The sequence below is a fragment of the Streptomyces sp. STAM6 genome (assembly GCF_054963715.1).
Window position 1 is genome coordinate 1 of the sequence record NZ_JBUEFZ010000025.1, and the last position, 25,377, is coordinate 25,377.

The 25,377-nt window shown below is 70.6% G+C and carries 21 protein-coding genes and 1 pseudogene; 10 read left to right on the forward strand and 12 right to left on the reverse strand.

The window, feature by feature from the left end:
- The 3 genes and pseudogenes from ACY34K_RS24795 to ACY34K_RS24805 all read left to right on the forward strand — a co-directional run.
- A pseudogene (locus ACY34K_RS24795) lies at positions 1-210 on the forward strand (hypothetical protein); the annotation flags it as partial.
- 909 nt (positions 211-1,119) lie between these two features.
- A complete protein-coding gene (locus ACY34K_RS24800) occupies positions 1,120-2,511 on the forward strand; it encodes an FAD-binding oxidoreductase (RefSeq protein ID WP_462750800.1) in 1,392 nt (463 codons plus the stop codon).
- Positions 2,512-2,832: 321 nt separating this feature from the next.
- A complete protein-coding gene (locus ACY34K_RS24805) occupies positions 2,833-3,357 on the forward strand; it encodes a hypothetical protein (protein ID WP_462750802.1) in 525 nt (174 codons plus the stop codon).
- Positions 3,358-3,668: 311 nt separating this feature from the next.
- On the opposite strand, the gene ACY34K_RS24810 is transcribed toward ACY34K_RS24805, so the two are convergent.
- Together ACY34K_RS24810 and ACY34K_RS24815 are read right to left on the reverse strand one after the other, a co-directional pair.
- The gene (locus ACY34K_RS24810; RefSeq protein ID WP_462750804.1) at positions 3,669-4,088 is read right to left on the reverse strand and encodes a hypothetical protein; all 420 of its coding nucleotides are present in this window, start codon (positions 4,086-4,088) and stop codon (positions 3,669-3,671) included.
- Positions 4,089-4,423: 335 nt separating this feature from the next.
- Complete coding sequence (locus ACY34K_RS24815; protein ID WP_462750806.1) at positions 4,424-4,861, reverse strand: hypothetical protein; 438 nt, start codon at positions 4,859-4,861, stop codon at positions 4,424-4,426.
- A gap of 99 nt (positions 4,862-4,960) precedes the next feature.
- On the opposite strand from ACY34K_RS24815, the gene ACY34K_RS24820 reads away from it, so the two are divergent.
- Complete coding sequence (locus ACY34K_RS24820; protein ID WP_462750808.1) at positions 4,961-5,338, forward strand: MerR family transcriptional regulator; 378 nt, start codon at positions 4,961-4,963, stop codon at positions 5,336-5,338.
- A 371-nt stretch (positions 5,339-5,709) separates the two neighbouring features.
- Here the strand turns inward: ACY34K_RS24820 and ACY34K_RS24825 are convergent, their stop codons facing one another.
- Both ACY34K_RS24825 and ACY34K_RS24830 read right to left on the reverse strand, forming a co-directional pair.
- Positions 5,710-6,207, reverse strand: a complete 498-nt coding sequence (locus ACY34K_RS24825) for a hypothetical protein (RefSeq protein WP_462750810.1) — start codon at positions 6,205-6,207, stop codon at positions 5,710-5,712.
- A 194-nt stretch (positions 6,208-6,401) separates the two neighbouring features.
- Positions 6,402-9,206 (reverse strand): ATP-binding protein, encoded by a 2,805-nt coding sequence (locus ACY34K_RS24830; RefSeq protein WP_462750812.1) that lies wholly within the window; start codon positions 9,204-9,206, stop codon positions 6,402-6,404.
- A gap of 173 nt (positions 9,207-9,379) precedes the next feature.
- On the opposite strand from ACY34K_RS24830, the gene ACY34K_RS24835 reads away from it, so the two are divergent.
- Positions 9,380-9,727, forward strand: coding sequence for a hypothetical protein (locus ACY34K_RS24835; protein WP_462750814.1), 348 nt, complete (start codon positions 9,380-9,382; stop codon positions 9,725-9,727).
- A 240-nt stretch (positions 9,728-9,967) separates the two neighbouring features.
- Here ACY34K_RS24835 and ACY34K_RS24840 read toward each other — a convergent pair whose 3' ends face one another.
- Genes ACY34K_RS24840 through ACY34K_RS24860 form a run of 5 tightly spaced genes read right to left on the reverse strand, consistent with a single transcriptional unit; the run spans position 9,968 to position 17,439 of the window.
- Positions 9,968-12,475 (reverse strand): acyl-CoA reductase, encoded by a 2,508-nt coding sequence (locus tag ACY34K_RS24840; protein ID WP_462750816.1) that lies wholly within the window; start codon positions 12,473-12,475, stop codon positions 9,968-9,970.
- Positions 12,475-13,623 (reverse strand): LuxE/PaaK family acyltransferase, encoded by a 1,149-nt coding sequence (locus ACY34K_RS24845; RefSeq protein WP_462750946.1) that lies wholly within the window; start codon positions 13,621-13,623, stop codon positions 12,475-12,477. The genes ACY34K_RS24840 and ACY34K_RS24845 overlap by 1 nt, the downstream gene beginning before the upstream one ends.
- Positions 13,624-13,628: 5 nt before the next feature.
- Entirely contained in the window at positions 13,629-14,774 is a 1,146-nt protein-coding gene (locus ACY34K_RS24850) for a GNAT family N-acetyltransferase (RefSeq protein WP_462750818.1), read from the reverse strand.
- Positions 14,771-16,171 (reverse strand): MFS transporter, encoded by a 1,401-nt coding sequence (locus tag ACY34K_RS24855; protein ID WP_462750820.1) that lies wholly within the window; start codon positions 16,169-16,171, stop codon positions 14,771-14,773. Before ACY34K_RS24855 ends, ACY34K_RS24850 begins: the two co-directional genes overlap by 4 nt.
- Positions 16,168-17,439, reverse strand: coding sequence for a phenylacetate--CoA ligase family protein (locus ACY34K_RS24860; protein ID WP_462750822.1), 1,272 nt, complete (start codon positions 17,437-17,439; stop codon positions 16,168-16,170). The genes ACY34K_RS24855 and ACY34K_RS24860 overlap by 4 nt, the downstream gene beginning before the upstream one ends.
- 546 nt (positions 17,440-17,985) lie before the next feature.
- Between ACY34K_RS24860 and ACY34K_RS24865 the strand changes: the two genes are divergently transcribed.
- The 3 genes from ACY34K_RS24865 (at position 17,986) to ACY34K_RS24875 (ending at position 20,712) form a co-directional block, all read left to right on the forward strand.
- Positions 17,986-18,759 carry a GNAT family N-acetyltransferase gene (locus ACY34K_RS24865; protein ID WP_462750824.1) on the forward strand — a complete coding sequence of 258 codons (774 nt, stop codon included), beginning with the start codon at positions 17,986-17,988 and terminating at the stop codon, positions 18,757-18,759.
- A gap of 237 nt (positions 18,760-18,996) precedes the next feature.
- Positions 18,997-19,665 carry a HEAT repeat domain-containing protein gene (locus ACY34K_RS24870; RefSeq protein ID WP_462750826.1) on the forward strand — a complete coding sequence of 223 codons (669 nt, stop codon included), beginning with the start codon at positions 18,997-18,999 and terminating at the stop codon, positions 19,663-19,665.
- Positions 19,666-19,671: 6 nt separating this feature from the next.
- The gene (locus tag ACY34K_RS24875; protein WP_462750828.1) at positions 19,672-20,712 is read left to right on the forward strand and encodes a MerR family transcriptional regulator; all 1,041 of its coding nucleotides are present in this window, start codon (positions 19,672-19,674) and stop codon (positions 20,710-20,712) included.
- A gap of 117 nt (positions 20,713-20,829) precedes the next feature.
- On the opposite strand, the gene ACY34K_RS24880 is transcribed toward ACY34K_RS24875, so the two are convergent.
- Entirely contained in the window at positions 20,830-21,744 is a 915-nt protein-coding gene (locus tag ACY34K_RS24880) for a LysR family transcriptional regulator (RefSeq protein WP_462750830.1), read from the reverse strand.
- Positions 21,745-21,815: 71 nt separating this feature from the next.
- Between ACY34K_RS24880 and ACY34K_RS24885 the strand changes: the two genes are divergently transcribed.
- A complete protein-coding gene (locus tag ACY34K_RS24885) occupies positions 21,816-22,733 on the forward strand; it encodes a 4-hydroxy-tetrahydrodipicolinate synthase family protein (protein WP_462750832.1) in 918 nt (305 codons plus the stop codon).
- 444 nt (positions 22,734-23,177) lie between these two features.
- Here the strand turns inward: ACY34K_RS24885 and ACY34K_RS24890 are convergent, their stop codons facing one another.
- Complete coding sequence (locus tag ACY34K_RS24890; protein WP_462750834.1) at positions 23,178-24,029, reverse strand: caspase family protein; 852 nt, start codon at positions 24,027-24,029, stop codon at positions 23,178-23,180.
- Between the two features lie 735 nt (positions 24,030-24,764).
- Positions 24,765-24,890 (reverse strand): hypothetical protein, encoded by a 126-nt coding sequence (locus ACY34K_RS24895; RefSeq protein ID WP_462750836.1) that lies wholly within the window; start codon positions 24,888-24,890, stop codon positions 24,765-24,767.
- 215 nt (positions 24,891-25,105) lie between these two features.
- Between ACY34K_RS24895 and ACY34K_RS24900 the strand changes: the two genes are divergently transcribed.
- Positions 25,106-25,276: a hypothetical protein gene (locus ACY34K_RS24900; RefSeq protein WP_462750838.1), complete on the forward strand. Its 171-nt coding sequence runs from the start codon at positions 25,106-25,108 to the stop codon at positions 25,274-25,276.
- Positions 25,277-25,377: the final 101 nt, after the last annotated feature.

The window sequence follows — 25,377 nt, forward strand, 5'->3', positions numbered from 1 at the left end:
GAGGTCTGTGACACCAAGGCCGACGGCTTCGGTGTAACCGGCAAGCTGCTGGAGTCCGGAAGCAACGACTTCCTGCTCACCGTCACGGACGGCGGCGACGCCGGCTGCGACAAGGACGGCTACAACATCGGCAACATGCGGGAATACCAGATGTGGCTCCGCTGGGACGGCGGCGGCGCCACGGTGAAGTCTCAGTGGTTCAACGAATAGTCCGGCCGTCAGCACCAACGGCCGGGCCGCACATTACGTACAGCGGAATGCATCATTCCCGCTTGATGCGCACGTGACGTTCTCCAGAATAAGGAATTCCGCTCCTCGTGGTCCCCGTCGACCTGTGTCGGCGTGACCGCCCGGAAGCACCGGCCCCCTCCGCACAGCGTGCGAGGGGGCCACGTCGTCCTCCAGGCGCAGCCGTCCCTCCTCCGGCGGACCGAACGCAAGAGAGCACTCCGTGCTGCGCCGAATTCCTCAGGAGTCCATAGGGGAAGCCCAAGGTCGATGCGAGCCTCGGCCGAGTCAAGTCACCCGGACGATGAGCAGCGTCCCAAGCAGCCACCCCAGGGCCGGCGGAGGCGTCGCCGCCTGTCTCGCCGGCACCGACTTGCCCCCGGTCGCATGATCCTCCCGTCTGTGACGCAGGGCGGGTGACAGGAGATGACGCAGCCCACGCCAACGTGCACCGCACTCGGACGCCTGTTGGCAACAGCCCACTGCTGAGCAGGCTTTCCTGTCGAGGACGACAAACGCTGAGGCACCACCCACAGGACAGGACGAGCCGGGGATCCTCGGCGGCGGCTGGGGAAGAATCGCTGAGGCGATGACGTTCCCCCCGACCTGACCGGGCCCGGGACGTGCTGCACAACTTCCAGACCAGCGTCCGTGGCCTGACCGGAAGTCCACGATGCAACCGTTGCACCAACAACAAAGTCCGCTGGTATCGGCGCCTCCTCCGCAGGCCTGCGGATCTCGGGGCGGATGCACGCCGGACCTGGCCCCACCTGCGGTGGAACCGGAACCGGAACCGCAGCGGCGAGGCATGGAGGGGGCTCGTCGCACCGTGTTAGCGTGGAAGTATCCGCTCCAGCCCTGCCCTCGGATTCCGTGGAGGAGATGGTGAGCATGGCGCGGGAATCACTGTTCCGCGCGTCCCGGTCCGGGCATCCGGCCCGCGAGCCTCGCCACACTCCGGTGGACTGGAAGGCCCTGCGTGAGCGCATGCGCGGTGCGCTGCTGCGGCCGGGAGAGCCAGGATTCGAGGATGCTCGGAAGCTCTTCAATCCACTCAACGATGATCACGTTCCCGCCGCGGTGGCACAGTGCGAGTCCGCGTCAGACGTCATGGAGGCGGTCCTCGCGGCCGCGGGCCGGGTTCCGTTGGCTGCCCGCAGCGGGGGACATTCCTACGCCGGATACTCGGCGCCGCACGGCGGGCTCGTCGTGGACCTGCGCCGTATGTCCGATGTGACCGTCAACGCGGACGGGACCGTCACTGTCGGCGCCGGCGCCACTCTGCGGAACGTCTACAGCGCACTGGGGCAAGCCGGCCGCTGCTTGCCCGCAGGATCATGCTTCACCGTCGGCATCGCCGGAGTGACCTTGGGCGGCGGAATCGGCGTGCTCGACCGCAAGTTCGGGCTCACCTCCGACCATCTGGTCGCGGCTGAGATCGTCACCGCGGACGGAAGAGGACTCACTGCGTCCGCCACATGCACTCCGGACCTCTTCTGGGGCCTGCGCGGAGGTGGCGGCGGCAACTTCGGGATCGCCACGCGGTTCACTTTCGCGACCGATCCCGCTCCCGCGCTGACAGTGTTCGTGGTGCAGTTTCCGGCCGGGAAGGTGCCCCAGGTGATGAGCGCCTGGCAGCCCTGGATATCCGAAGCTCCCAGGGAGCTGTGGGGAAACCTCAACATTGCGAGCGGCGAACCGCCGGCCTGCCGGGTCGCCGGCTGCTTCGTCGGGCCGAGCAGCGGCTGTCACACCCTGCTGGACGACCTTGTCTCACGCTGTGGCGTACTGCCCGTTCGCCGGACCGTGCAGGATCGTGACTACTTCAATGCCATGCGATTCTTCGCGGGGCGTCCCGACCGCGAGTCGTTCGTCGCTTCGTCGCGAGTGCTGAGGACGCCCGCCGCCGATCCGGCCGCTGTGACCGCCCTGCTCACCAGGCACACGGGCATGGCGCTCATCCTCGACCCCCTCGGGGGTGCGGTGGCCGATCTGAGTGTGCACCAAACCGCGTTTCCGTACCGGAACGCATTCGCCACCGCGCAGGTGTACGCGAGCGCCACGGCGGCGTCCGAAGCCGAGGTGACGCGGAGTGTCGCCACCGTGGTGGCCGGGCTGGCCGCGCAGAACATAGGCGGCGGATACATAAGCTACATCGACCCGGCCCTCCCCCACTGGCCCGAGTCCTATTACGGGCCGAACCTGGGGCGGCTGCGTTCCATCGCGCACGACTACGACCCGGACAAGGTCTTCGACTTCAAGCAGGGCCTCACCCGGGCGTGAAGCTGCCGTCTCCCGGCGGGTCCGACCGCCCTGGCCTCCGCGGGGCCTTGTCGTTCCGCGCCCGGAAGAGTCGAGGAGCCGACCCGCTGCGCCTGCTGGGAACGCGGCGCCGGGTGTACGGAGTGCTCGGTACTCCCCTTTCCCTCGTTGTCCGGCGCCTGGGAGCGGCCGACTCGTGTCGGCTGGGTGGCACAGCGGAGCGGCCGAGGCTGCCGTGTGGGTGAGACCCCCGTGTGGCGCCGTCCAAAAGGCGCGGCCTGGCGGAATAGTTCTGCGCGAACACAGGATCGGATTCAGGGTGCGGACATGGAAGGACGCGTCGTGGACAGTTCTTTGCTGGCCCAGATCGAAGCAGCCGTGGGAAAGGGGAAGGTTGTCGTCTCGGCGGACGACGACGCGATCGTGGCCCTCGTCCAGGAGGCCATCAAGAGCGGCAGAACCACTTCCTTCTACCTGTCTCGTAAACAAGCCCGAACCATCCGGGACCTCCACTGGACCCCCGAGCTCGTCAAAGCCTCCAGGCTGGAGCCGGTGACGGCCGATGAGAAAGCGCGGATCGAGGCCGAGCTGGGGATCGCGGACATCGGCGCCTTCCGATTCGGCCGCTTCGCATGCAAGCAGGGCCACGAGTTCAGCGCGTTCGACTTCCTGCAGCACGGCATCCGGGAACACGGGCCGGAGGCGGTGAGGGCGATCTTCGAGCTGAAGGACGCGGCCTTCCTCCGCGTCAACCCGTACTTCGCCGTCAACTGCGCCACCTGCGACCAGCCGATGGAAGGTGGCATCACGTACGAGGGCGACACCTACGCAGGATGCTCCTACCCCGACCCACCGGTCTGCAGGTAGCCGACCCCCGGTCTCGGTGGCCGCTGTCGCCCTCGCAGATCTCGTGTCTGCCGCACCTTTCTCGCGTGACCGAAATTACTCTATATGCCATGCCTTGTGCGCGGGCGGCAGTTCAGTCCGTGTTGTGAACTGCGTGCAGCGGAAGCGGTGCAGCCTGACCACTTCGGATTATTGACACGAGCGCCCGAGACCGTGCCGCACCCACACCAAGCCGCTTGCGCAGCGTTTCAGCAGAGATGGGCCGTCGGTGCTCGGGTACCGCCGAGGTAAGCCCAAAAGCCGCCAATAGTGGATCTTGAAGGGGAGTCGGGTCACCGGACGGACTCCGGTTCAGCCCGGGGGCCGGGGACCTCGCCGTCCTGGAGGGCGGCGAAGTCGGCGTGCGCTTGTTCGACGGCTTCGGGGTACGCCTCGTGCTTGGCGTGTTCGGCGAGCGCCCGGTAGACGCTGGCGACGGAGGCGTTCTGTCCCTTGCGCTTACCGGTGGGATTGATCAGGTCGGGAGTGTGGAGATACAGCCCCCTGGACGACGTCCGCAAGCTGAAGCGGCAGCTGTCCGGCCTCGGCTGGGAGCTGGTGGAGATGACCGGCTCACCACGGGGGTGGAGGTCCGGGTCGACCTCGCGGCCGAATCCGTCGGGAATGTACCGGCCACCAGGTTCCGCACCTGCACCCCCGAGCGGCAGCTGTCCCGGGAGCTGGGTTTGTCCGGTCCCTCCTGGCCTGATCAAGGTCCCCACCTCAGTGGAGTGGAGCGTGAACGTGCGCCTCTGGCCAGTGCGCACGCCCCCCCGTCGCGCCGGGAGGAACCCTCCTGGCGCGACGGGGAGGCGAGGCCCCGGCGCGGCACGCGCCCGATCCCTCCGGTCTCAACTCTCCTCACGGGGGCAGTGGAGCTGCCAAACCCGCGTCGGTGCCGCAGTGGGGCACGCGCCATGAGTGGACGCTACCGGGCGGCACTGACATCCCCGGGCGGGCGTGCGAGATGCCTCCCGGCCGGCATGGAACCGTGGCGCCGCGTCGGTCTCTTCTCCCATCGGGCCAACTCGAGACCACGGGCGCTCGATCAGGTACGGATCAGGGCCCCACGCCGACGGGCGCGCCACCAGGGGGCGAGCTGGAGGATGCCGAAGGCCGTCTCGACGGCGAAGAAGAGCAGGAGGAACCGGGGGGCGCCGTGGACCACCGCGTGGAGCTGCCAGGCCGCGAACAGCACGCGGGCAATGCCGTCGCCGAGACCGTGGGCCGGCACGGTGGCGACGATCCGCAGGAGGGACCAGACGATGATGACCGAACCCATCAGGTTCGCGTAGAGGATCTGCATCGGGTCGAGCGGCGGCAGCACGCCCCACCCGGTCGCGTCGCCCAGCGCCGACAGGGCGCGGTGCGCGAGGGGGTAGGTCCACGGTGTGGCGAAGGCGGCCGTGACGATGAGGTCGTACCAGCCGCTGGAGCGGACGAGACGGAGGTAGGCGGCGTCGGACGGGTCGGGAACGCGGAACACGGGAACTCCAGGCTGTCGGGGACATCGGGCCCCCATGCTGAACCGTGGACTACGCTCCAAGGTCAAGTCCATGGGCGACACAGGGGGCGACGGGACGTCATGCGGATCGGGGAGCTGGCCGAGCGGGCGGGGACAACCCGGGACACCATTCGCTTCTACGAGCGGATCGGCCTTGTCTCCGGCCGGCGACTACCCAACGGGTACCGCGACTTCCCGCCCGAGACGGTGCCCTGGCTGCACTACGTGCGCACTGCCCGCTCCCTCGGCTTCTCGCTCGCCGAGATCGCCCGGGTCGGTGAGGAGCTGCGCGAGTCGACCGACAGCGCGGAGGCGCTTTCCGCGCTCTTCGCCGAGAAGATCCGCGTCATCGACGCCCGCATGGCCGAACTTGCCGCTCTGCGGGCCGAGCTGAACGCGCGCGTCGGCACCGGCTGCCCGTTGCGGGCCGCGGAGCGGGGGCGGCAGACAGAGAGGTGACACCTCGACGTGCAATGTCACCGGCCTCAGGTGACTCGGCTTCGAGGCCTGTCCGACGGGTCCTGTGACGGGTCTGGCGGCTCCGTCAGCGATCCGCCGCAGCCCTTGGGCGTCAGACGCCGGGCGGAGAGGACAGGTGCATTCATCGCTGGAGGACTGGCCTTCGGCCTCGCCGCCCTTCGGTCCCAGCCGGGCGAGCAAATACCGCACGCGTCAGCTCTCGGGCAAGGAGCAGGCCTCCCGGAGGGACGCGGGGCGTGGGCGGTCCGACGCGAGGGGGGTCCGCCGTCGCCGGCCAGCGGCTGGGTGCCGCCGAGAGCGTTGGGGGGGAGGGCCGCCTGCCCCCACTCCCCCTCGCTGGTTGAACGATGTCAGTCGGCCGACTTCCGGGCGGTGATCTGAAAGAGGCGGGCGGTGTGTATGTAGGGTGTTCGGTCGGTTGTGGCGAGTTCGAGCTTTTCGAGGGCGGCGTAGAAAGCCGGGTCGTGCTTGCGTTTGTCGTCGGTGATGTAGTCGCAGAAGCTGCGTATGCCGTAGTGGTACATGTCCCGGCAGCCGAGGTGCCGCAGGGTGGAGAGGGCCTCGATGTCCTCGTACATCCGCATCAGGATTCGGTCCCTGCCTTCGCCGTCACGCGCCGCATCGGCGTCGAGAATCTGCCAGGTGACCACGTTGAAGGCGTGTACGCAGCTCATCATTTCCCGGTAGGCGGAGCGGCGACGGTCACGTTGCTCACGAAGTGCTTGTGAGGTTGCGGCTGTTCGAGCCTGGGCGAGCGCCGCGCGTAACGTCGCCCGGCCGGTGATGTAGCTGGCTGCGAGCGCAGTCAAAGCGGTGAGGATGCCGACCCACAACGCACTGTTCCCCATGGTCCGGGAGTCTGCCAGCCTCGGCTGTCGCATGGAAGGAATGCCGTCGTCCGCAGGCCGGTGCGACCGGCGGGCTGCGGGCTGCGGGCTGCGGGCTGCGGGCTGCGGGCTGCGGGAAAAGCGGTCCTGGAAGACCGTTCCGGCGCCCACAGGCCCTTCGCGCGGCCCGCCTCGTCCGTCCTCGTCAGTCCTCGTCAGTCCTCGCCGGCCGCCCATCGCGCCACCAGTTCCGTCCGGTTGGCGCAGCCGAGTTTGGCGAGGATTTTGCGGACGTGGGACTCCACCGTGCGCTCCGAGATGAACAGGTCCGCCGCGATCTGCCGGTTCGTACGAGCCCGCACCAGGAACTCGGCGATCTCGCGTTCACGTGGGGTGAGGGGGTTCCGCTCGTTCCGTACAGCGGCGATCTGACTGAGCCGGCGTACCGCGGCGGCGGCCGGCCCGGGCTGGCCCAGTTGTTCGGCGATCGCCAGAGCTTCCCCGGCCAGTACGGCCGCCTCCGCGAGTGCGCTTCGGTCCCCGTCCCGCTCACCCTGATCGCATCGCACGGCGGCGAGGTCCAGGCAGGTCAGCGCCACGTGCGGCCGCGCGCCCAGTACACGGTTGCGCTGCAGCGCCTCGCGCAGCAGTTCCTCGGCCAGGCCCGGGCGGCCCGCGACCGCGGCCAGACGCCCGAGGTCGCGGCTGACCGTGCCGGAGAAGTACGCCGTGGGCGTGCCGAGCGCGCCCGGGTAGGGGCGGAACAACGCGAGCCGGTCGTACGCCAGCCGTGCGCCCTCCACGTCCCCGACCAGGGCGATCAGGTCGACCATGTGCAGCAGCACCGCCGGCCATGTCGGGTTCGCCGTCGCGAGCGGCAGCATCGGGCGCAGCTGGGCGTAGGCTTCGCGCGCCTCGTCCAGCCGCCCCGTGAGGAGCAGTGCCGTGGCCCGTACGGAGAGGGGCAGCGGCCGGCGCGGTGCACGGTCGAGGACGGGCCACATCTCCGCCGTCAGCTCCGTCGCGTCGCCGCGCACCAGGGCCAGCTGTATGCGCATGACGTGGTTCATGATGATCGCGGTCGCGTCTCCGCTCGGCAGGGACAGTGCGGTGGCGTCATCGTTGTGGCGACGGGCGGCGTCGAAGCGCCCTTCCAGCAGGGCGCGCGCGGCGTTCACGCGCAGTAGGTGCCAGCGCGCCAGTGGCAGCCGGCACCGGTCGGCGACTTCCTCGATGCCACGGACGGCCTCGTCCACCAGGTCCGGGCGGCCGAGCAGGTACGCGGCCTGAACGCGCCACTCGTGGCCCATCACGGCGGCAAGCGGGTCACCGAGCCGTTCGGCGCGGGCCACGGTCAGTTCGCCCAGGCGCAGACGCTCGGGAGTGTCGTCCGGGTCGGCCAGGGTCATCTCGACCGCCCGGGCCGCCTCCAGCTCGGCCCGCGGGTCACCGGTGGATTCGGCCAGGGCGAGGGCGGCACGGGCGTGTTCGGCCGCCGCGTCGAGCGCGCCGAGATCGGCCGTGGCGGAGGCGAGTTGGGCGAGCAGCCGGGCACGTATCGCGTTCGGAAGGTTCTCCACCGCGAGCGCGTCCCGGCACAGCCGGGTGATCGCCTGCGACGCCTTGGGGAAGCTGACGCCCTGGAGCACCAGGGCGGCCTCGGCGAGCAGCTCCGTCCTTCCCGTCTCTCGCGCGGCGGCCGCTGCCCGCGCGCAGTCGCGCAGGCAGGCGTCGTAGCGCCCGCGGAGGTATTCGGCGCGGGCCAGCTCGACGAGTGCGGCGGCGCGTTCCGGGTGGGCCGCATCGAGTACGGCGGCGGCGTGCGCCAGGTGCCGGGCCGCATCGTCGTAGGCGTGCCGCCGGCGGGCCAGATCGGCGGCGGTCCGCGACCAGCGTGCGGCGGCGGAGCGGTGGGCGGGTTCCCGGCCCGCGCGCCGCCAGTGCGCGGCGATGCGGGCCGCCTCGGCGTCGTCGTCGGCCGCGGCCTGCTCCAGTGCCAGTGCGGCGGCCCGGTGCAGGGCTCGCGTGGCCTCGGGGGTGGTGCGGGCGAGCACCTCGTCGCGTACGAGGTCGTGGGCGAAGCGGTAGGTGCGTCCATTGTCCACCGTGGTCTCCGCGACGGTGAGGACACCGGCGTGCCGGGCCGCCGTCAGCGCTTCGGCGACGGCGATGTCGTCCGGCTCCGGCAGGACGGCGGCGAGCAGGCCCGCTTCGAGCCGTTCGCCGAGCACGGCCGCGGCCCTTACGACGTCCTGCTGCGGGGCGGTGAGCCCGCTCAACAGCCCGCCGACGACGGTGCCGAGGTCCTCGCTCGCATGGATGCGCAGCGCGGCGACAAGCAGCGGCAGTCCGCCCGTTCGCCGGTACGACTCCCCGGCCGCCTCCGCCGCGCCCGGCGCCCGGGCCCCCAGGCACTGGGCGACCTCCGCCTTGCTGAACGGCGCGAGGCTGAGCGTCTCGGCGCCACAGCGGCGCACGTCCATGAGGGGTCCGGTGACCTCCTCGGGAACCGGCTCCCGGACGGTGCCCAGCACGAGCAGCCCGCAGTCGTCTCCCTGCTCGGCGACCTGCCGGAGAAGGTCGAGGCTGGCGGTGTCGGCCCAGTGCAGGTCCTCCAGCCAGACGAGCAGGGGGCGTTCAGCGGCCGCCGCGACCAGCGCTTCGCTCATCCGTGCCAGTTCCAGGAACCGCGCCGCCGCCGCTCCGGCCGCATCCGAGGGAGCGGCCGAAGGCCGCCCCGACTGCCCAGCGGACAGCGCCGGGCCGACGCCCGCGTGCCTCAGTGCGCGCTGCCACGGCCATAGTGGGGGTGCCGCCGCGTCCCTGGGGCAATGGCCCCGTACGACGGTGAGGCCCGCTGGTTCGGCGTGGCGGCGCAGCGCCTCGGCCGCGAGTGTGCTCTTGCCGATGCCCGCCGGGCCGGCGAGCAGCACGACCGATCCGGTGCCGTTCGCCGCGGCCTCGATCCGCCGGGCCAGGGACTCGAGCTCGACGGCTCGCCCCACGAAGTCGCCTGCCATTGCAGCAGTATCGCGCGAGCGGGGGTCTGGTCGGGCAACGCCGTTTCTGCGCACCGGGTTCAGTACCAGCACTGACGACCCGGGCTACGTACGGGGCCCATCGTGGGCGTACTGGATCCGGGGACCTTCCGCTCGCCGGAACCCTGCCGTACGTCACTCGAAAGGAACCCCTCATGAGCATGAGCTCCTCCGCCCGTCGCGCCGGATACGGCCTGGGCACAGCCGCCTCGGTCCTCGCGGCCGTCATTCTGGCCAACTCGTCGCCGGCCGGCGCAGCGGTGGCCCACCCCCTCGTGAAGTCGAAGTACTTCACCAGCGGCAGTGCGACGATCGCCTGCCCGGCCGGGTGGGTGGCCACGGGCGGGGGCGTCAGCGCCGACCTCACCGCGAGCATGTACGTGGCGCGCACCGAGCCCCTCCGGAACTACTCGGGTACGCCCGTCGGCTGGAGGGGCACGGTTGCGAGGAAGGCGAACGGCTCGTGGGGCAGCGGCACCCTCTACGTCGTCTGCGCCCGCTGACGATCCGGCCAGGCAGCCCCGGCCGTGCCCGGTCGGGCACCCATCGTGTCGCCCGGCGCCAAGGGAGCCGGGTCAGCTGCCCGGCGCCGGCGGCCAGGACGTCGTGCCCGGCTGCTTCGTCGAGCCGGCCCGGGTCCCGGAAGGAGAGGCCCAGGGCGGGCTCGCGGCGCGGGGTGGGTGGCTGCCCTCGACGGGGGGACGCGGGTGGGCGGGATACCGCCCACCCGCGTGTGTGTGGCGTCAGTCGTGCCGTGCGTCCACGACGGCCCGCAGCTTGCCACTGGTTGCCGTACGGTCGAGCGCGGCGCCGTCCACGACCTCCACGACGAGGTCGAGCAGCCGGTCGTCGACGGCGGACCGCAACTCCTCGTAGCCGGCGAGGAAAGCCGCCCGCAGCTCCTGCGGTCCGGCCGTGTCCGCGCTCTCGACCCGGACGGTGAGTTGTTCGCGGACACTGGAGCGGCTGAGCACGATCTGCAGCTCTCCGCTGTAGCCGCAGTCCTGCCCGGCGATGGCCACGAAGCGGCGGTGGTTGAGGAAGTACGACGCCACGCGCATCACGTCGCCGCCCCGGCCGAGCAGTTCGAAGCGCGGCGCCCGGTCGCCGCAGGGACAGGGGCCGGGCAGGGCGCGGCCGAGGTCGCCGATGACGTACCGGCCCAGGTTCTGACCGCGCCGGGCGTGCGTGGAGAACACCAGCCGGCCGATCTCGCCCGGTGCCACCGGCAGGTCGGCGTCGGTCTTCAGGATCTCCATCGTGTGCAGGTCGGTGTGCAGGTGGTGGACTCCGCCGGTGGACTCGGTGCACTGGTAGCCGAGCGGGCCGAGGTCGGTGCTGCCGTAGGTGATGGAGCGGATGGTCTCGATGCCGAACGTTTCGGCCAGGACGCGGCGCTGCTCCGCGGTGAAGTGCTCGCCACCGTAGAAGATCTTGCGGATTCCGCCGTAGGAGCGCAGCAGGTCGGCCTGCTCGTGCAGGAGCTGCCACAGGTAGGACGGCATGCCGAAGAGGGTGTCCGCCTGGTGGGCGACCAGCATCTCGGCCGTGACCCGGTGGTCGGGGCCTGCCGCCATCGGCAGCTGGGTGCCGCCCAGCCTCTCCAGGATGGAGAAGAAGCTGATGAAGCCGCCGTACATGCCACCGCAGAAGAAGAGGTTGGCGGTGCGGTCGCGTGCCGGGTCGTAGCCGGCTGCGAGCAGGCCGCGGCCGGCGGCGCGCATCTGGGTGTCGTAGTCGTCGTAGGAGAACAGGGACAGGGCGGGCTTGCCGGTGCTGCCGCCGCTGCGGAAGTACAGCTCGGCGTCGCGCCGGTCGACGTTCTGGTTGAGCTCCTGGACTGCGGCCTTGTCGAGCAGCGGTCCGGTGGGCGCCGGGCGGGTGATCGGCCTGGTCAGGTCGTCGAGGCAGGCGGTGGTGGCGAAGCGCTCGTCGGCCTGGACGGCCACGCGGCGGCTGTAGCGCTGGAGGGCGTAGACGCCGTCGTGCGGCTCGCCGGAGTAGCCGCCCAGCATCCGGCCGAGGGGCGTCACGCGGGTGGCCCCGGCGGCCAGGGCGAGGCGGGACAGCTCCGCGACATCGGTGCGGCCACCGGCGATGCCGGCGGTCTGCAGGTAACGGCGCATGGGGCGCAGGGTGGCGAGGAGGTTCTTGCGGGGCAGGGGCTTGACCCACACACTGCGGTGCAGCGGGGAGGCCGTGAGGGCCGGCCGGGTGTCGGCCATGACGCGCCATGAGCCGTCGGGGGCGGCGATGACGCGGGTCAGGCCGAGGTGCTCTTCGAGGCGGGCGACGAGTTCGGTGGTGGTGAGTTCGGCCGCCTCGGCCGGGCCGAGGTCGTCCTCCCCCGTGGCGGGGGGCATCTGGGCGAGGACGGTGGCGAAGCGCTCCGCGAAGGCGAAGACCTCGGCGTCGTCCTCGGTGTCGAGATAGACCACCTGGGGGCTGGAGCACGCCTGCTGTTCGTGCAGGCACGCGTCGGCCGCCAGGGCCTGGAGCGTACCGGCCTCCTGCCAGGCGTCGCGGGTCAGGTAGGCGAAGGAAATCTTGTGGCCCCACTCCACCAGGCGGCAGCCGGGCGGCACATGGGCGGCCACTCCTTCGACGGCGGCTTCACCGCCCCACACCGCGACGGCGTCCGCGGGCGCGCACATCAGGGACAGCCAGTCCTGCCGGGACGAGGAGAAGCGCAGCACGATGACGCGCTCGGCGATGGCTCCCGTGGGGTCCAGGGCGGCGAGTTCGGCGAGCAGGTGCTGAGCGAGGAGGGTGTCGGCGCTGCTGGTCTTGAGGACGTTGACGTTTCCGGCCAGCAGGCCCTCGACGAGGCTGAGGGGCGCGACGGTGGCGGCGTTGCCCGGGGCGATGTGGGCGACCAGGCCGACCGGCGCCCATGCCTCGTAGACGGTCTCCTTGGCGTCGGGACGCGTGAGCCGCTGCGGGGCGGCGCCGCCGAGCTCCCGGCGCAGCTTGCGGGTGAGTTGCGGACGGCTGAGGAAGTTGGCCAGTTCGGTGAGGACGGTCCCGTCCTCACCCTCCGCCAGGTGTCCGGCCAGCCGCACATGAGTGGGGTGGGACGGGTCGATCAGGGCGTCCGCGAGCTGATCGCAGGCGGCCAGGACGGTCTCGGTGTCCAGCGGCTCGGCCAGAGCCGCTTCGACGGTGGCGGACAGGCCGGCCAGGCGGCGGCCCGCCTCCTCGTCGTCGATGAAGGCGCCCTGCCAGTAGTGGTGCTGCACGCTTTCGGTCATCACGACATGCCCTCCATCAGTTCGGCGGCGGCCACCGCGCAGCTCTTGTTGCGGCTCACTCCGGCGCGGCCGTGGACGGTGAACCAGGGGGTGCTCAGCTCGCAGGCGCACTCCTCGCCCGGGTGCAGCGTGGCGAGGTCGCCCATGACGACGCTCTGCGCCGGGACGGAGGTGATGTAGGGCGAGACGAGGTGCAGATAGCCGGGCTCGCCGTACGGGAGTGGTTCGAGCGTTCGGGTGGAGCGGATGAACACCCGGGACCAGACGGGGGCGTGCAGGCGGTGGTGGTCGCACTCGATGTAGGGGATGCAGTGTTCGACGGAGCCGAAGGTGTCGCGTATCCGCTCGGAGGGGACGCCCAGTTGCTCGGTGACGCGCGCGTAGAGCTCGTCCTTGCCGATCCGTTTGTCGGCGTGGCCCTTCCAGCCGCCGCCGAGGACGATCAGTGAGTTCTCGGGCAGCCGCAGGGGCGGCAGCCCGATGGCGCGCATCCGCTCCAGGGTGAACCAGAGGAACGCCGGGAAGCCCAGGATGCGTACGGGCGCGTCGTCCTGTTCGAAACGGCGTAGCGCGGCGATGCAGCCGAAGGGATCGAATTCGTGTCCGCTGCCGGTGTTGCGCAGGGCGTACTCGACCTGCCGGGCGGGGGCGAAGTCGCACAGGTAGTTGTCGGTGAAGGAGGTGCCGAGCTTGAGGTCGCGGGCGGGTTCGTAGCTGTAGAGCAGGTAGTTGACCTGCTGATCGGGTGTGATCCAGCCGTTGCGCTCGAAGATGCGGGCGACCATGCGCTGGGCCGAGCGGATCGTCCACCGGTCGAAGAACATCTGCGACTTCTGGCCGGTGGTGCCGGACGACGTCAGGTGCAGGTGGACCTCCTCCCGGGGGATGGAGAGGATTTCGTGGCGCTTGAAGAAGTTCGCGTGCACCAGGGGGGTGCGGAACGTCCCGCCGTGGGCGGTGCTTTGGTGGAGCTTGCGGAAGAACGGGGAGCGTTCGGTGTGCCAGGCGTTGATCTCGGCCATGGCGGCGGCGAACAGCTCGTCCTCGGCGGGGCCGCAGGCGTAGGGGTCGCTCAGGTCGCACAGTTCCTGGACCCGGGGCAGGAGTTCCGGGTCGGGAACCTCGACGGGGGCGAGGTGGGGGTTCATCGGATTCATGAGGCAACCTCGAGTGTGGGCAGGTAGGTCGACGCCCAGGCCGACACATAGGCGTCCAGGTAGGGCTGGAGCGGTTCGTCGACGACCACGCCGCGGAAGTCGATCTGTTCGGCGGTGCGGGACATCACGACGTAGTCGTGGAAGCCGTCGCCGCCGCTGTCCGGTCGCATCGCCGGGTAGAGGGCGCTGGGGATGAAGCCCTGGGCGAGGAAGGCGGAGAGCAGGCCGTGCTCCGACAGCGGCAGCAGGGCCTCGACGTAGCCCGCGCCGGCGCGGGTGAGGGTCCGGGTGATCGGTTCCAGGCAGGCGGCGGCGGTGGCCGGGTCGGGATGGGCGGCGACCAGGGCGCAGTAGCGGCCGGTCCGGTTGAGGTAGGCGTACACCTCGAAGGAGCCGTCCTCGGCCACCAGCAGGGTGTTGGGCGCGTGGAGGGGATAGAACCACTGTCCGGCGTCGGGGAAGCGGTCGTGGAAGCGGCGGCGGACGAACGCCGGTGCCTCGACGGTCTCCAGCCGTGCGGTCACGGGTGGCTTCGGTGCGGGGAGGGGGGCGGTGACGCGGGTCTGCCAGAAGCTGATGCCAAGGGTCCGTTCGGCGGTGCGCAGGAGCGGTGCGAGCGGGGTGGGCACCTCGGGCACGGGGATGCGGCGGTCGAGCACCCCGGTGGAGTGACGCGCGTAGAGGGCGAGGCTTTCGCGGTTGCTGAGGTCCACGGCGTTGGGCAGGATGCCCATGGGGCGGAAGCCGTTGCGGGAGACGACGCGCTGCGGTCCGGCGCTGACGGTGCGGACGGTGGCGTACACCGAGTCCAGTCGCCCGGTGCCGAGCATCCGCGTGCACAGTTCCTCGGTCAGGGCTCCGGCCAGTCCGGCCGCCCGGTGGTCCGGGTGGACGGCGAGGCCCTCCAGGCGGCCGGTGCGGCTGCCGGGCTCGCCGTGGATCGCCGCGGAGGCGGCGAGGCTGCCGGTGCGGCGGCAGCGGGCGACGAGCCAGAGGGTGTGCGGGTCCTCGATGAGGCGGGACATCTCGGCGGGGTCGGTGCCCAGGGCCGTGGGGTAGTGCGGGCCGTAGACGGCGTAGTAGAGCTGGCGAAGGTCGGCGATGTCGGCGGGAGTCGCCCGGTCGATCGTGGCCTCGGTCATGTGTTGTCTCCTGCGCTGACGAGCTCGGACGAGTCCGCCTCTGCCGCGGTCGCGGTCGTGGGCGCGGGCGCGGGCGCGGTCACAGCCGCGGGGGTGGGCCCGGGGGTGGGCACGGCCGCGGGGGTGGGCGCGGGGGTGGGCACGGCCGCGGCGTCGCCGCTGCGGTCGCGCAGCAGGGCCAGCGCGCAGGCGGCGGGCACCAGGCCTGCGGCCTGGATGAGGCACAGGCTCTGCGGGGACACGTGGTCGCCGAGCAGGCCGAACAGGAGCGATGCGAGGGGGAAGGTGGCGCCGAGCACGGCCTGCATGACGGCGAAGAAGCCCGGCTTGTCGGCCGCGGGGACGAGCCGCTGGAACAGCGCCACGAAGCGGACCCCGATGACACCGACGCACCAGCCGGCCACGACCAGGCAGCCCGCGATGACGACCCGTCCGGCGAAGAGGCCGGGGACGGCGAGCACGACGGCCATCACGCCGAGGAGCCACGAGCCGAGGACGGTGGGCCGGCCGGGCACGCGGGCGCCGGTGAAGGACCCGATCAGCGTGCCGGTGCCCAGCGATGCCTCGAGCAGGGCGACGGTGCCGCCGCCGTCGTGGAGCACGGACTTGGTGTAGAGCGGGATGACGATGAAGACGGCGGTGGTGAAGAGGTTGGCCACGGTGAAGCAGAGCAGGATCCCGCGGACGAAGGGCAGGTCGGCGAGGATGCCGCGCAGCGTGCGCCGCCCCTCGTCGGCCGCCTCGCCGGTCTCGGCCGCCTCGTCCTCGGGCGGCGGGGCGGCGGGCCGGAACCTGACGGTGGTGATGAGCAGGGCGGCCGTCAGGTAGGCGGCAGCGCAGCCGAGCGCCAGACCCGCCACTCCGGCGCCGTCGACGATCAGGGCGCCCAGCAGGGCCCCGCTGAGGCCGGCCAGCGACTGGGTGGACAGCTCGAAGCCGGTGGCGGCCTCGATGTCCTCGTCGTCGACGAGTTCGGGCACGGACGTGGTGAGGCAGGGGTCGAAGAGGGCCTGGCCCGCGGCGAGGGCAAGCGTCGCGGCATAGGCGGCGGCGAGCGGCAGTTCGCTCGCGTAGGCCCACACCGCGAGGCCCGCGGCCGCCATGCCTGCGCCGGCGGCCGCGGCGCGCAGCACCGAGCGGTGAGCGAAGCGGGCGACGGTCCGGGCGACGACCGGTGCCAGAGCGACGGCCGGCAGGGTGCTGACCGCCATGAAGAGCCCGGACGCCAGTCCGCGGCTGCCGCTGACGGCGTAGGCGATGAGCCACCAGGACACGCCGACCTGGAACATGCGGACAGCTGCCTGGGTGAGTATCTGGGCGAGCCATACGGTGCCGAAGGCACGGTTGCGCAGGACGAGCGGCAGTCGGCGCCGCTCGTCCACCGGGGTGGCGGTCATGCGGTCGGCCTCTCGTCGATGACGCGCACGAGCTTGCCGGAGCGGGGGTTGACGGCCAGGTCACTGTGGCGCACCCACTCCACGGTCAGGGGGTGCACGTATCCGGCGCGGACACTGTCGGGGTACAGCGGCCGGGCGGTGTCCAGCTCCGTGACGACCGCCTTGGCGAGGATCTGGAGCGAGGCCGGGTCGTCGTCGCCGGGGGCGGTGGCCAGGCGCAGGACGAGTCCGTCGCGGCCGTCCCAGCGGCGTACGACGAGCTGGGTGCCCATGACGCGGCCGTCGGTGTCGGCTTCGGCGACGGCGGCGAGGGCGTCCTGGGAGTACAGCGACACGGGGCCGACGCGCACGCCTTCCTCGGCCCGTCCGAGGATGCGGAAGTGGCCCGCTTCGGGGTCGGTCCACTCGCCGCGGTCGCCCGCGGGGTAGCGGATGACGGGCATGAGGCGGCGGAACAGCTGGGTCACCAGGATGCGCCCGGGCCGGCCCGGCTCGTGGAGGGGCTCACCGGTCGTCTCGTCGACGATCTCGACGATCGTGTGCGGGGTGAAGGCCCGGTGCACGCGCGGATCGGGGCCGGGTACGGGGGCGCCGAGGAGACCGGCGTCGACGCTGGCGTAACCGAGGGACCGTGGCTCGGCGTTGGGGAAGGCGGCGGCGAGCAGGCGCCGCTGGTCGGAGAAGAGCGCCTCGCCGCCGAAGAACAGCAGTTCCACGGCGGGCAGCTGACGGCCTGTCGCCATCAGGTGCTCGGCGAGCCGGCACAGCGTGGTGGGGGTGCCCGCGACGACCTGGGCGCCGAAGTCCTCGAGTGTGGGGACCGTCGTCTCCAGCGGCGCGGCGCCCCCGATGGGCAGGCGCACGTTGTCGACGGGGGCGTGGGCGAGCGAGTCCAGGATGAAGAGGAAGCTGGCGTAGAGCTCGCCGGCGTAGAACAGGTCCGCCACCCGGTGGCCGGGGCGCAGCCCGGCGTCGACGAGCCCATGGCCGAAGGCGGTGACGAAATCCCGCCACTCCTCGCGTGTGTAGCAGGAGAACTTCGGTGCCCCAGTGGTACCGCCGGTCTTGTAGACCACCGCTTCTCCGAGCGGTGCGGTCAGCACGCGGTTGTCGTGGAGGGTGTTGGCTTTCCAGAAGTCGGCCTGGTCCACGGCCGGAAGGTCGGCGAGACGTTCCACGACCGGCGGCAGGTCCGCGTAGAGACCGGCATAGAAGGGAGAGTTGTGACGGCTATGACGTATGAGGTCCGAGAGCTGATGGACGGGCATGCTGCCTTTGCCTAGGTGAAACGGTAGTGGTCGGGAGAGTTCGTGGCAGGGCGATGCGTGGCGGGACCCGGTGGGTTCGCCGGAGGCATAGCTGTGCTGTGTGTTCCGCGAGGTGCGTTTGCATCGCACTCTCGACGTCGTTCCGGCGTCGCGTGGGACGCACGATCACGAGGGAACGCCGTAGAAGATATCGCAAAATCACTCCCATCCTGACCACATGTCAGGCGGTAGTGGCCAAAAACCTTTGTTTCTCAATGTCTCGCCCGTCTCATCCCCAGGTTCGCGTCGCGCGCGAGCGGGGCGTCCCTCCCCCGGTTGTCGCATTGCGTTCGGCGAGGAACCGGCTCACGATGACGGGCCGTTCGGGTCGGCTGACCGCCTGCCTCGTGACACGCCCGGGCGACCGGTGAGCGCTGACCGACCGCCGCGGGCTGCCGAAAAGGTGGGCGCCCAAGGAGCCCGGAGTGTCCCTCCGCGGTATTCCCGGAGTGTCCCTCCGCGGTATTTGGGGGGCGGCCCTGGTTCAGCGCCGCATAGGCTCCCCGCATGCCTTCGGTGATGCAGCGGATCAACGTCTTCGTCTCGGCCTTCGCCCGCCGACAGGCGGCGCGCACGGTCGACCTTCCGGGCGGGTTCGCCGTATACGACGAAGCCTTCGTACATTCCCGCGCGAACAATCAGGTCATCATCGACACGACCGTTGACTCCGAGCTGCTGCCCGCCGTCGCGGAGGAGGCATTGCGGCACCTGCCGCACCGTATGATCTCCGTCCTTGACGACGAAGTCGGGACGGCGTGCGCAGAGCCTCTGGTCCGGGCCGGGTACAGCCACTCCGTCCATCTGGTCATGCTGCACACAGGCCCCGTGCCGGCCGGTGGCTCCGCGGAGGAGGTGGATCTCGACGCGATACGTGTCCCCCTCACCCGGCGATGGCGGAGCCTCCTTCCGGACGTCGATGACGAGGTCCTCCACCACCTCGTCGACCGGCGTGAAGCCCGCCGCCGCGGGGCCGACGTCGTTCGCTTCCTCGGTGCCCGCAGCGAGGAGGGCGAGGTGGCCTCCTGGGCCGACCTCTACCTGGACCCGGCGACCGGCATGGCCCAGATCGAGGATCTGATCACCTCGGAGGCGCACCTCAGGCGCGGTTACGCCGATGCCGTCGTGAGCACCGCCTTGCGCCTGGCCGCCGACGGTGGGTGCAGTACCCGGTTCCTGACCGCCGATGCGGCGGACTGGCCACGACACTGGTACGAGCGCCGTGGCTTCACGGCCATCGGCCGCTCGCACTGCTTCGAACGTGGCTCGCAGCGGGACGATTGAGCTCCGAGCCGCGACGTGTGCGACGACGATCCTGTGGGCGGCCCGCGAGGAACTCCGGCGAACACATCGTGTGGGCGGCGGGTGAGCCGGCTCCCGCTCGGCTCGCGACCCACGGAGCTTCCGGCCCCATGGCGCCGAACTCAGTGGGCGGAGGGCGCACGGGGGCCCCAGCGGCGCGACTTCGCTTGACCTTGACACAGTGACAAGGTCTTCACTGTCGCCGAGGAGGTGGTCCCCATGACCATGCCGACACATGACACGGACACCATTCGGGCTCTCCAGGCACTGGAGGACAGTCGCTCATCGGTGCGACTGCGGGCCGCGCTGGCAATCGGCACGACCCCTGACCCGCGCTTCATCGGCAAGCTCGTCGGACGATGCGCGATCGAACCCGATTTCCACGTGCGTGAGATGCTCACATGGGCACTCACCCGCCACCCGGCGTCAATGACGGTTCCAGAGCTCCTCGGCGAAGTCCGCTCGGAGCGTGCGCAGGCACGAAGCCAGGCGTTGCACACGCTGTCCAAGATCGGGGATCGGCGGGCGTGGCCGGCGATCACACCCGCGCTTCTGTCCGACCCCGACGACGAGGTGGCCCGCAGCGCTTGGCGGGCAGCGGTCGTGCTCGTACCCGAAAGCGAAGAGTCCGAACTGGCCGCGGTGTTGTCGACACAGCTCGGCCGCGGCGAGCGCGCGACGCAGTTGAGCCTCAGCCGTGCGCTGATCGCACTCGGTGAGAGTATGGTGCCCACGCTGCGTGCTGCGACGAAGGATCCCAACCCTCACGTTCGCGCACACGCGATCGCCACGGAACGGCTGTTGCGCGACCCGGACATCGGATTCGAGTTCGCGATCGAGGAGGCGAAGCGCGTCGTGGCTCTCGGCACCACGAGCCAGGAGAAGTGATACGCGGTGTTGATCGGTGATGTGGCACGCCAGTCCGGGGTCAGCGCCCGTATGCTCAGGCACTACGAGTCGCTCGGACTGGTACGGCCGACGGGGCGCACCGGGTCCGGCTATCGGGAGTACTCCAGCGACGACATCCGGCGGATCTTCCATGTCGAAAGCCTGCGGTCGTTGGGGCTGTCACTGCGTGAGGTGGGGTCCGCGCTGGATGATCCCGACTTCAGGCCCTCGCAGCTCGTCGGCGACCTCATCCGCCAGACACGAGAACGCATCACGGCCGAGATGGAGTTGCTCACCCGACTCAGTCGAATCGACGCCGCGGAACCCGCCGGCTGGGAGGACGTCCTCCAGATCACCGCGCTCCTCCAAGCGCTGGGCTCGGAGAGCGCCGGCAAGCGCCAGCGCGCGGCCCTGTCCTCCGTTCAAACGGTCCCGGTGCCAGTGGAGGCTCTGGTCGAGGCAGCGTTGAGCGAGACCGACCCGAGCGTCGCCGGAGCCCTCAGGTGGGCCCTGACGCGGGCGGGCGACGGCGCCCTGGCGCTGTTGGCACAGGGCCTCGGTTCACGGGAAGCCGACGTACGGAAACGTGCCGTCCAGTCCATCGCCGAGATTCCGAGCCGTGAGGCGACCGAACTGCTGCGGGAAGCCCTCGCGGACCCCGACATCGTGGTCCGCAGATATGCGGCTCTGGCACTCGGAGCGCAGGGGGCGCATGGCGCGGATGGAGCGGATGGAGTGGATGGGGTGGACGACGCGATTCCGACACTCATCGACATGATCGTCGAGGATGTGAGCGACGCCGATGCGGCCGATGCACTGAGCGCATTGGCGAGCTGTCCCCCTGTGGCGGACGTGATCGCCACCAGGCTCGTTCATTGCCTCGCCCAGGAAACCCTCGGGTCGCCTGCGCGCCGTCGGCTGACGCAGGCGCTGGCGGACATCCCGGGAATCGCGGCGTCACGTGCCCTCGTGGATCTGACGCACGACGAGGACCGCGTCATTGCGCTCACCGCGACGTACATTCTCGGGGTACGCAACGCGGGCTGACCGTCTTCTTCGGGGTGGCGTGTGGGCGGGGCCGGTCCGGTGACCGTGCCGCCGCGTTCCCCGGGTCGGCTGCCGGAGCGCGCGGCGACATCACCACCGTCCGGTGCGCCACCAGCCCTACGCGGGATCGCTCAGACGCTCCACCGCTGCCTTGGCCGCGGCCACGAACGCGGCGATCGCGGGATGAGCACCGCCGCCCGCCCGAAACGCGACCTTCGAGCGGCGGAACAACGGCAACCTGGTCAGGACCACTCCGGCCGGGCTTGGCCCGGTGGCCATTTGGGGCACGAGTCCTGCCCCTTGCCCACTGGCAGACAGGGCCAGCACGGTTCGGAAGTCGTTGACCTGGTGGCGAATCCTCGGCTGGAACCCCGCTGCCTGGCATGCGCGCACGGCCATCGCGTGACCGGTCGTGCCGTCCCGTGCGGTGATCCACGGGACCTCGGCACAGGGTCCGAGCAGCTCCGCCAGCGTGTCACCGCCGCTGACGGTCCTTGTCCCGGTGCTCGTGACGAGGTACATCGGTTCCTCCAGCAGGGGCACCTCGTCCACCGTGGTGTCCGGCGACGCCGGTACGAAGTCATAGTCGTGGACGAGGGCGACGTCCAGTTCGCCGGCCCTGAGACCGTCGGAAACACGCGCGGAGTCGATCTCTTGCACCATCGGTTCCAGCGCGGGATGCCGTTGGGTCAGCTCGGCCAGCGCGGCGGGCACGATGGTGTGTCCGGCGGAGGGGAAGGTCCCGATGCGTAGCGGCCCGCCGATACCCTCTCGCGCGCCGGCCAGCTCGGACACCGCCAGCTCAAGACGCTGCAGCACGGCGTCGGCATGAGCGACGAGGGACCGGCCCGCGGGCGTGAGCACCACCCTCCTGCCGCTGCGTTCCAGCAGGGCCACGCCTGCTTCTCGTTCCAGCACGCCCAGTTGCTGGGACACGGCGGACGCCGTGAACGACAGCGCCTCGGCCACGGCCGCGATCGTGCCCCGCCGGTCCAGCTCGCGAAGCAGGTAGAGACGACGAACATCGAGCATAAGCTGAGCTTAGGCATAAAGACAGAAATCAGAAATGGATCTACCGGGTCAGCCTGAGCGAGAGTGGGTCCATGAAGCCCAACCCGATGTTCAACGGCCTGTACGTCCCCTTGGTGACCCCGTTCACCGACGACCTGCGCCTGGCCCCCGACGCGCTGGCCCGACTCGCCGACGAGGCCCTGTCGGCCGGCGCCTCCGGGCTCGTAGCCCTCGGCACCACCGCGGAATCGGCCACACTGACCGCGGAGGAGAAGCAGACCGTGGTGCGCATCTGCTCGGCCGCCTGCCGGGCACACGACGCCCCGCTGATCGTGGGGGTCGGCACCAATGACACCGCGACCGCCATCGAGTCGCTGCGTGAGCTGGCGGCCACGGGTGTGGTCGCCGCGGCGCTGGTTCCCGCGCCGCCCTACATCCGGCCCGGTGAAGCGGGGACACTGGCGCATTTCACGGCTTTGGCCGAGCACGGTGGCATACCCCTGATCGTGTACGACATCCCCTATCGCACCGGTCAGACGCTCAGCGCCGGCACACTCTCCGCACTCGGCCGTCTGCCAGGAATCGTCGGCGTCAAGCACGCGACCGGCGCGATCGACGCGACCACAGTGGAGTTGCTCGGCTGCCCCCTGCCCGGCTTCGCCGTGCTGGGCGGCGACGACATCGTCCTGTCACCACTCCTCGGGGCGGGCGCCCATGGTGGAATCGTCGCGTCGGCGAATGTCCGCACCGCCTCCTATGCGGAGCTGGTCGCCCTGTGGAGCCGCGGCTCCGCCGCACCCGCCCGCAGGCTCGGAGCCGAGCTGGCCCGGCTGTCCGCCGCGCTCTTCGACGAGCCGAACCCCACCGTGATCAAGGGAGTGCTGCACGCGCAGGGACGCATTCCCAGCCCGGCCGTTCGCATGCCCCTGCTGGCAGCATCCACCAGCTCGGTCCGCCGGGCAGCGCTCCTGGCCGACAGCGAGACGCACCATGGCGCAGCGGCCGCCTGACCCGTACAAGAGCCGGCCCCGGCTGGGGCGGTCGGCGTGCCCACGCACGGTGCCCCGGGGCCACCGGAGACTGCGCGTGCCCGGGTCGGCCTGGACGTGTCGGACCGTGATCGCGTTCAGCGCCGCTCGGGCCGGCGCCCGGCCGGACGGGCCCGTGCGGCACCGAACGGCGACAGCGGCTGTTGCGCCGGCCCGGCAGCACTCGGCGCCTGGCCGACAGTGAGGACGCCGGAGCGCGAGGAGGTCCGAGGATGCTCCCCGCGCCCCGGTGTACGGTCTATGGCGTGCTTCGAAAGTCCCGTCCGGCCGGGAACGTCCGGCACGCACGCTCGCGGCGTTGTCGGTCGTCGGCGCAGCCCGCTGCGCTCTCCGCCTTGCGATCGCACGCACCAGACACCCCCGGCCCCGCCCTCCGGGCGGACGACGCTACATCCGGAACACCCCCTAGACGGCGAAGGGCGCCCGGGCGACGAAGCCCGGAGTGCACTTGCCCGACTGGAACAGGTTGGGGGTCTGGTAGAAGGGCATCTGGTCCACGATCTGCCGGTGCAGGGTGTGGTACGTGCCCTGGAAGGCACCGTTTCTCCAGGTCTTCAGCAGGGTCTCGGTGAACAGCCCGTTGGTGCCGGTGCCGTCGCTGGACGTCTGGTTGTCCTGGCATCCGGAGATCAGCAGCACGTCGGCCTTGATCTCCTGCTGGTCCAGAGCGGGCAGTGATCGCTGGATCTCGTCGTAGAGTTCCTGATCCCGCTGGTAGTTGCGGAACTGCACGTCCTGCGGGAGGGCCCGCACGCGGGCGCGGACCTCGTTCGGCTCACTGGTGTCGAAGCTGCGCTGCAGTTCCGAGGAGTCGAGGAAGAGGGAGAGGTCCCGTGCCACCGTGCCGCTGTGACAGCTGTCGGAGAGCACCAGGATCCGTACGTCCTCCGCGAAGGTGTCGAAGAGCGCGTACAGTTCGTCGTCGATCAGCTGGCGGTCGTACAGCACCCAGGTCTCGTCGCGCCGGTCGGGCTCGTCGCTGTTCTTGTCCGGGACCTGTGCGCCGTGCCCGGCGTAGGTGAGCAGGAGCATGTCTCCGGCCGAGAGTTGCGAGGCGGCTTCCTTCAGCGCGGCCGTCACCTTCTCGGCCGTTGCGTCCTTGGTGAGCAGGGTGGCGACGACGTCGAACCTGTTGTTCCTGGCGAGCTCGGTCATGCAGGCCGCGTCGTTCTCGGGATTCTTGAGCTCTGCCTTGACGCCGTACTTGGTCTGGTCGATCTCATTGAGACCGATGTGGATCGACAGTCCCTTGGGCATGAGGTTCCTCCTGTGGTGTGACGGTGGGAGTGGCAGGTCACGGCGCGTAGCACGGCCGTGGATCTCGTGACAGGCGTGGCACCCCCGTCCGGGACAGAGGTCGAACGCCTTGAGGCTGTGGCGGAGCTGATCCCGCGAGACGCTTCGGGCTACTGCCTCGGCCTGGGGCACCAGGGCGGGATGGCACCGGGCCATTGCGTGCCCCGGAGGATCCCCTTGTGCCGCAGTGGAGGGCTCCGGCGCTACAGGCCGTCGGGGCCGCGCTGTCGTGCGGCATCGAGTCGAGCCGGATGGGGGCGCCGTGCCGAGCCGGCCCGAACCGGCACAGGCACAACTGCCGCGGGGAGCCGCGCGGGGAACCGGTCCCGGACGGGGTAAAGGGCAGGGTGGGGCCGACGAAGACGCTGATGGTGCTGTCGCCGCCTCCGAGACCGAACGCCGCCCACCAGTCCCTGGGTCACGGGCCCCTGGTGGCGGACTTCGGTCCGGCCGGTGCGGTAGCGCCAGGTAGTCACGGGCCTCTCGAGGATCTGCCGCAGCACCTCCCGCAGCGCCTCGGAACCGTTGGGCGGCGGGCAGGCGGCGACCGGGGCGTGTTCTCGGGGAACGGCCTGCGGTGTGCTGGGTCGACACACCGCAGGCCTGCGGTGTCCGTCACCATTCGACCGCCGCAACGCCCGTCTTCATCGAACGGTCCGAGAGCGTCGCGGAGCGCGTCTGCGGCGAGGCGGATGGTCATCGTCCCCGTTTGTCAGGGGAACTGCGGACCTTCTTCTCCTCGGCTCGCTTCGCCTTCTCCTCGACGGACCGCGCCGAACGGCCTACTTCTTCCTCGGGGGACTCTTCGGGGTTGTCGCCCATGAGCTCCCACCTCCTTCGAGGATTGTCTCCCGGGCGCATATGCCCGAACGTGTTCGAACTTACGAAGAGTCCGGCTTTACTGCCAGTTGGGCACCGCATCTTCACCCCGGTGGGCCCTTCCGGCCCCCCGGACATGACTCTGCGTGTCACCACGGAGTGGCAGGGACGCGCCCCGGGGGGAGGAAGCGCCGCCGGGAGCGGGGGGCGATGCTGCTGTGCGCGGACAGGGTGGTCAGCCCCGGCTGGCGTCCCGTGCCCGCCACGACGGTCCTCGCTCGCTGGAGCAGGTCATCACCAGGGTCGATCCCGACCTCGGACTCCGGCTGCTCCTGCGCGTGCTGGTGGTGCCGTCCGTACCACTGTCCGAGGCGCAGTACGCCCTGTAAGAGGCCGTCGGTGGACGGTTCGGCTACGGCGAATACCACGTCTTCCAGGTCGAAGACCTGATTCGACGCGGCTGAGGACCAGTCGATGGCGATCCGACAGC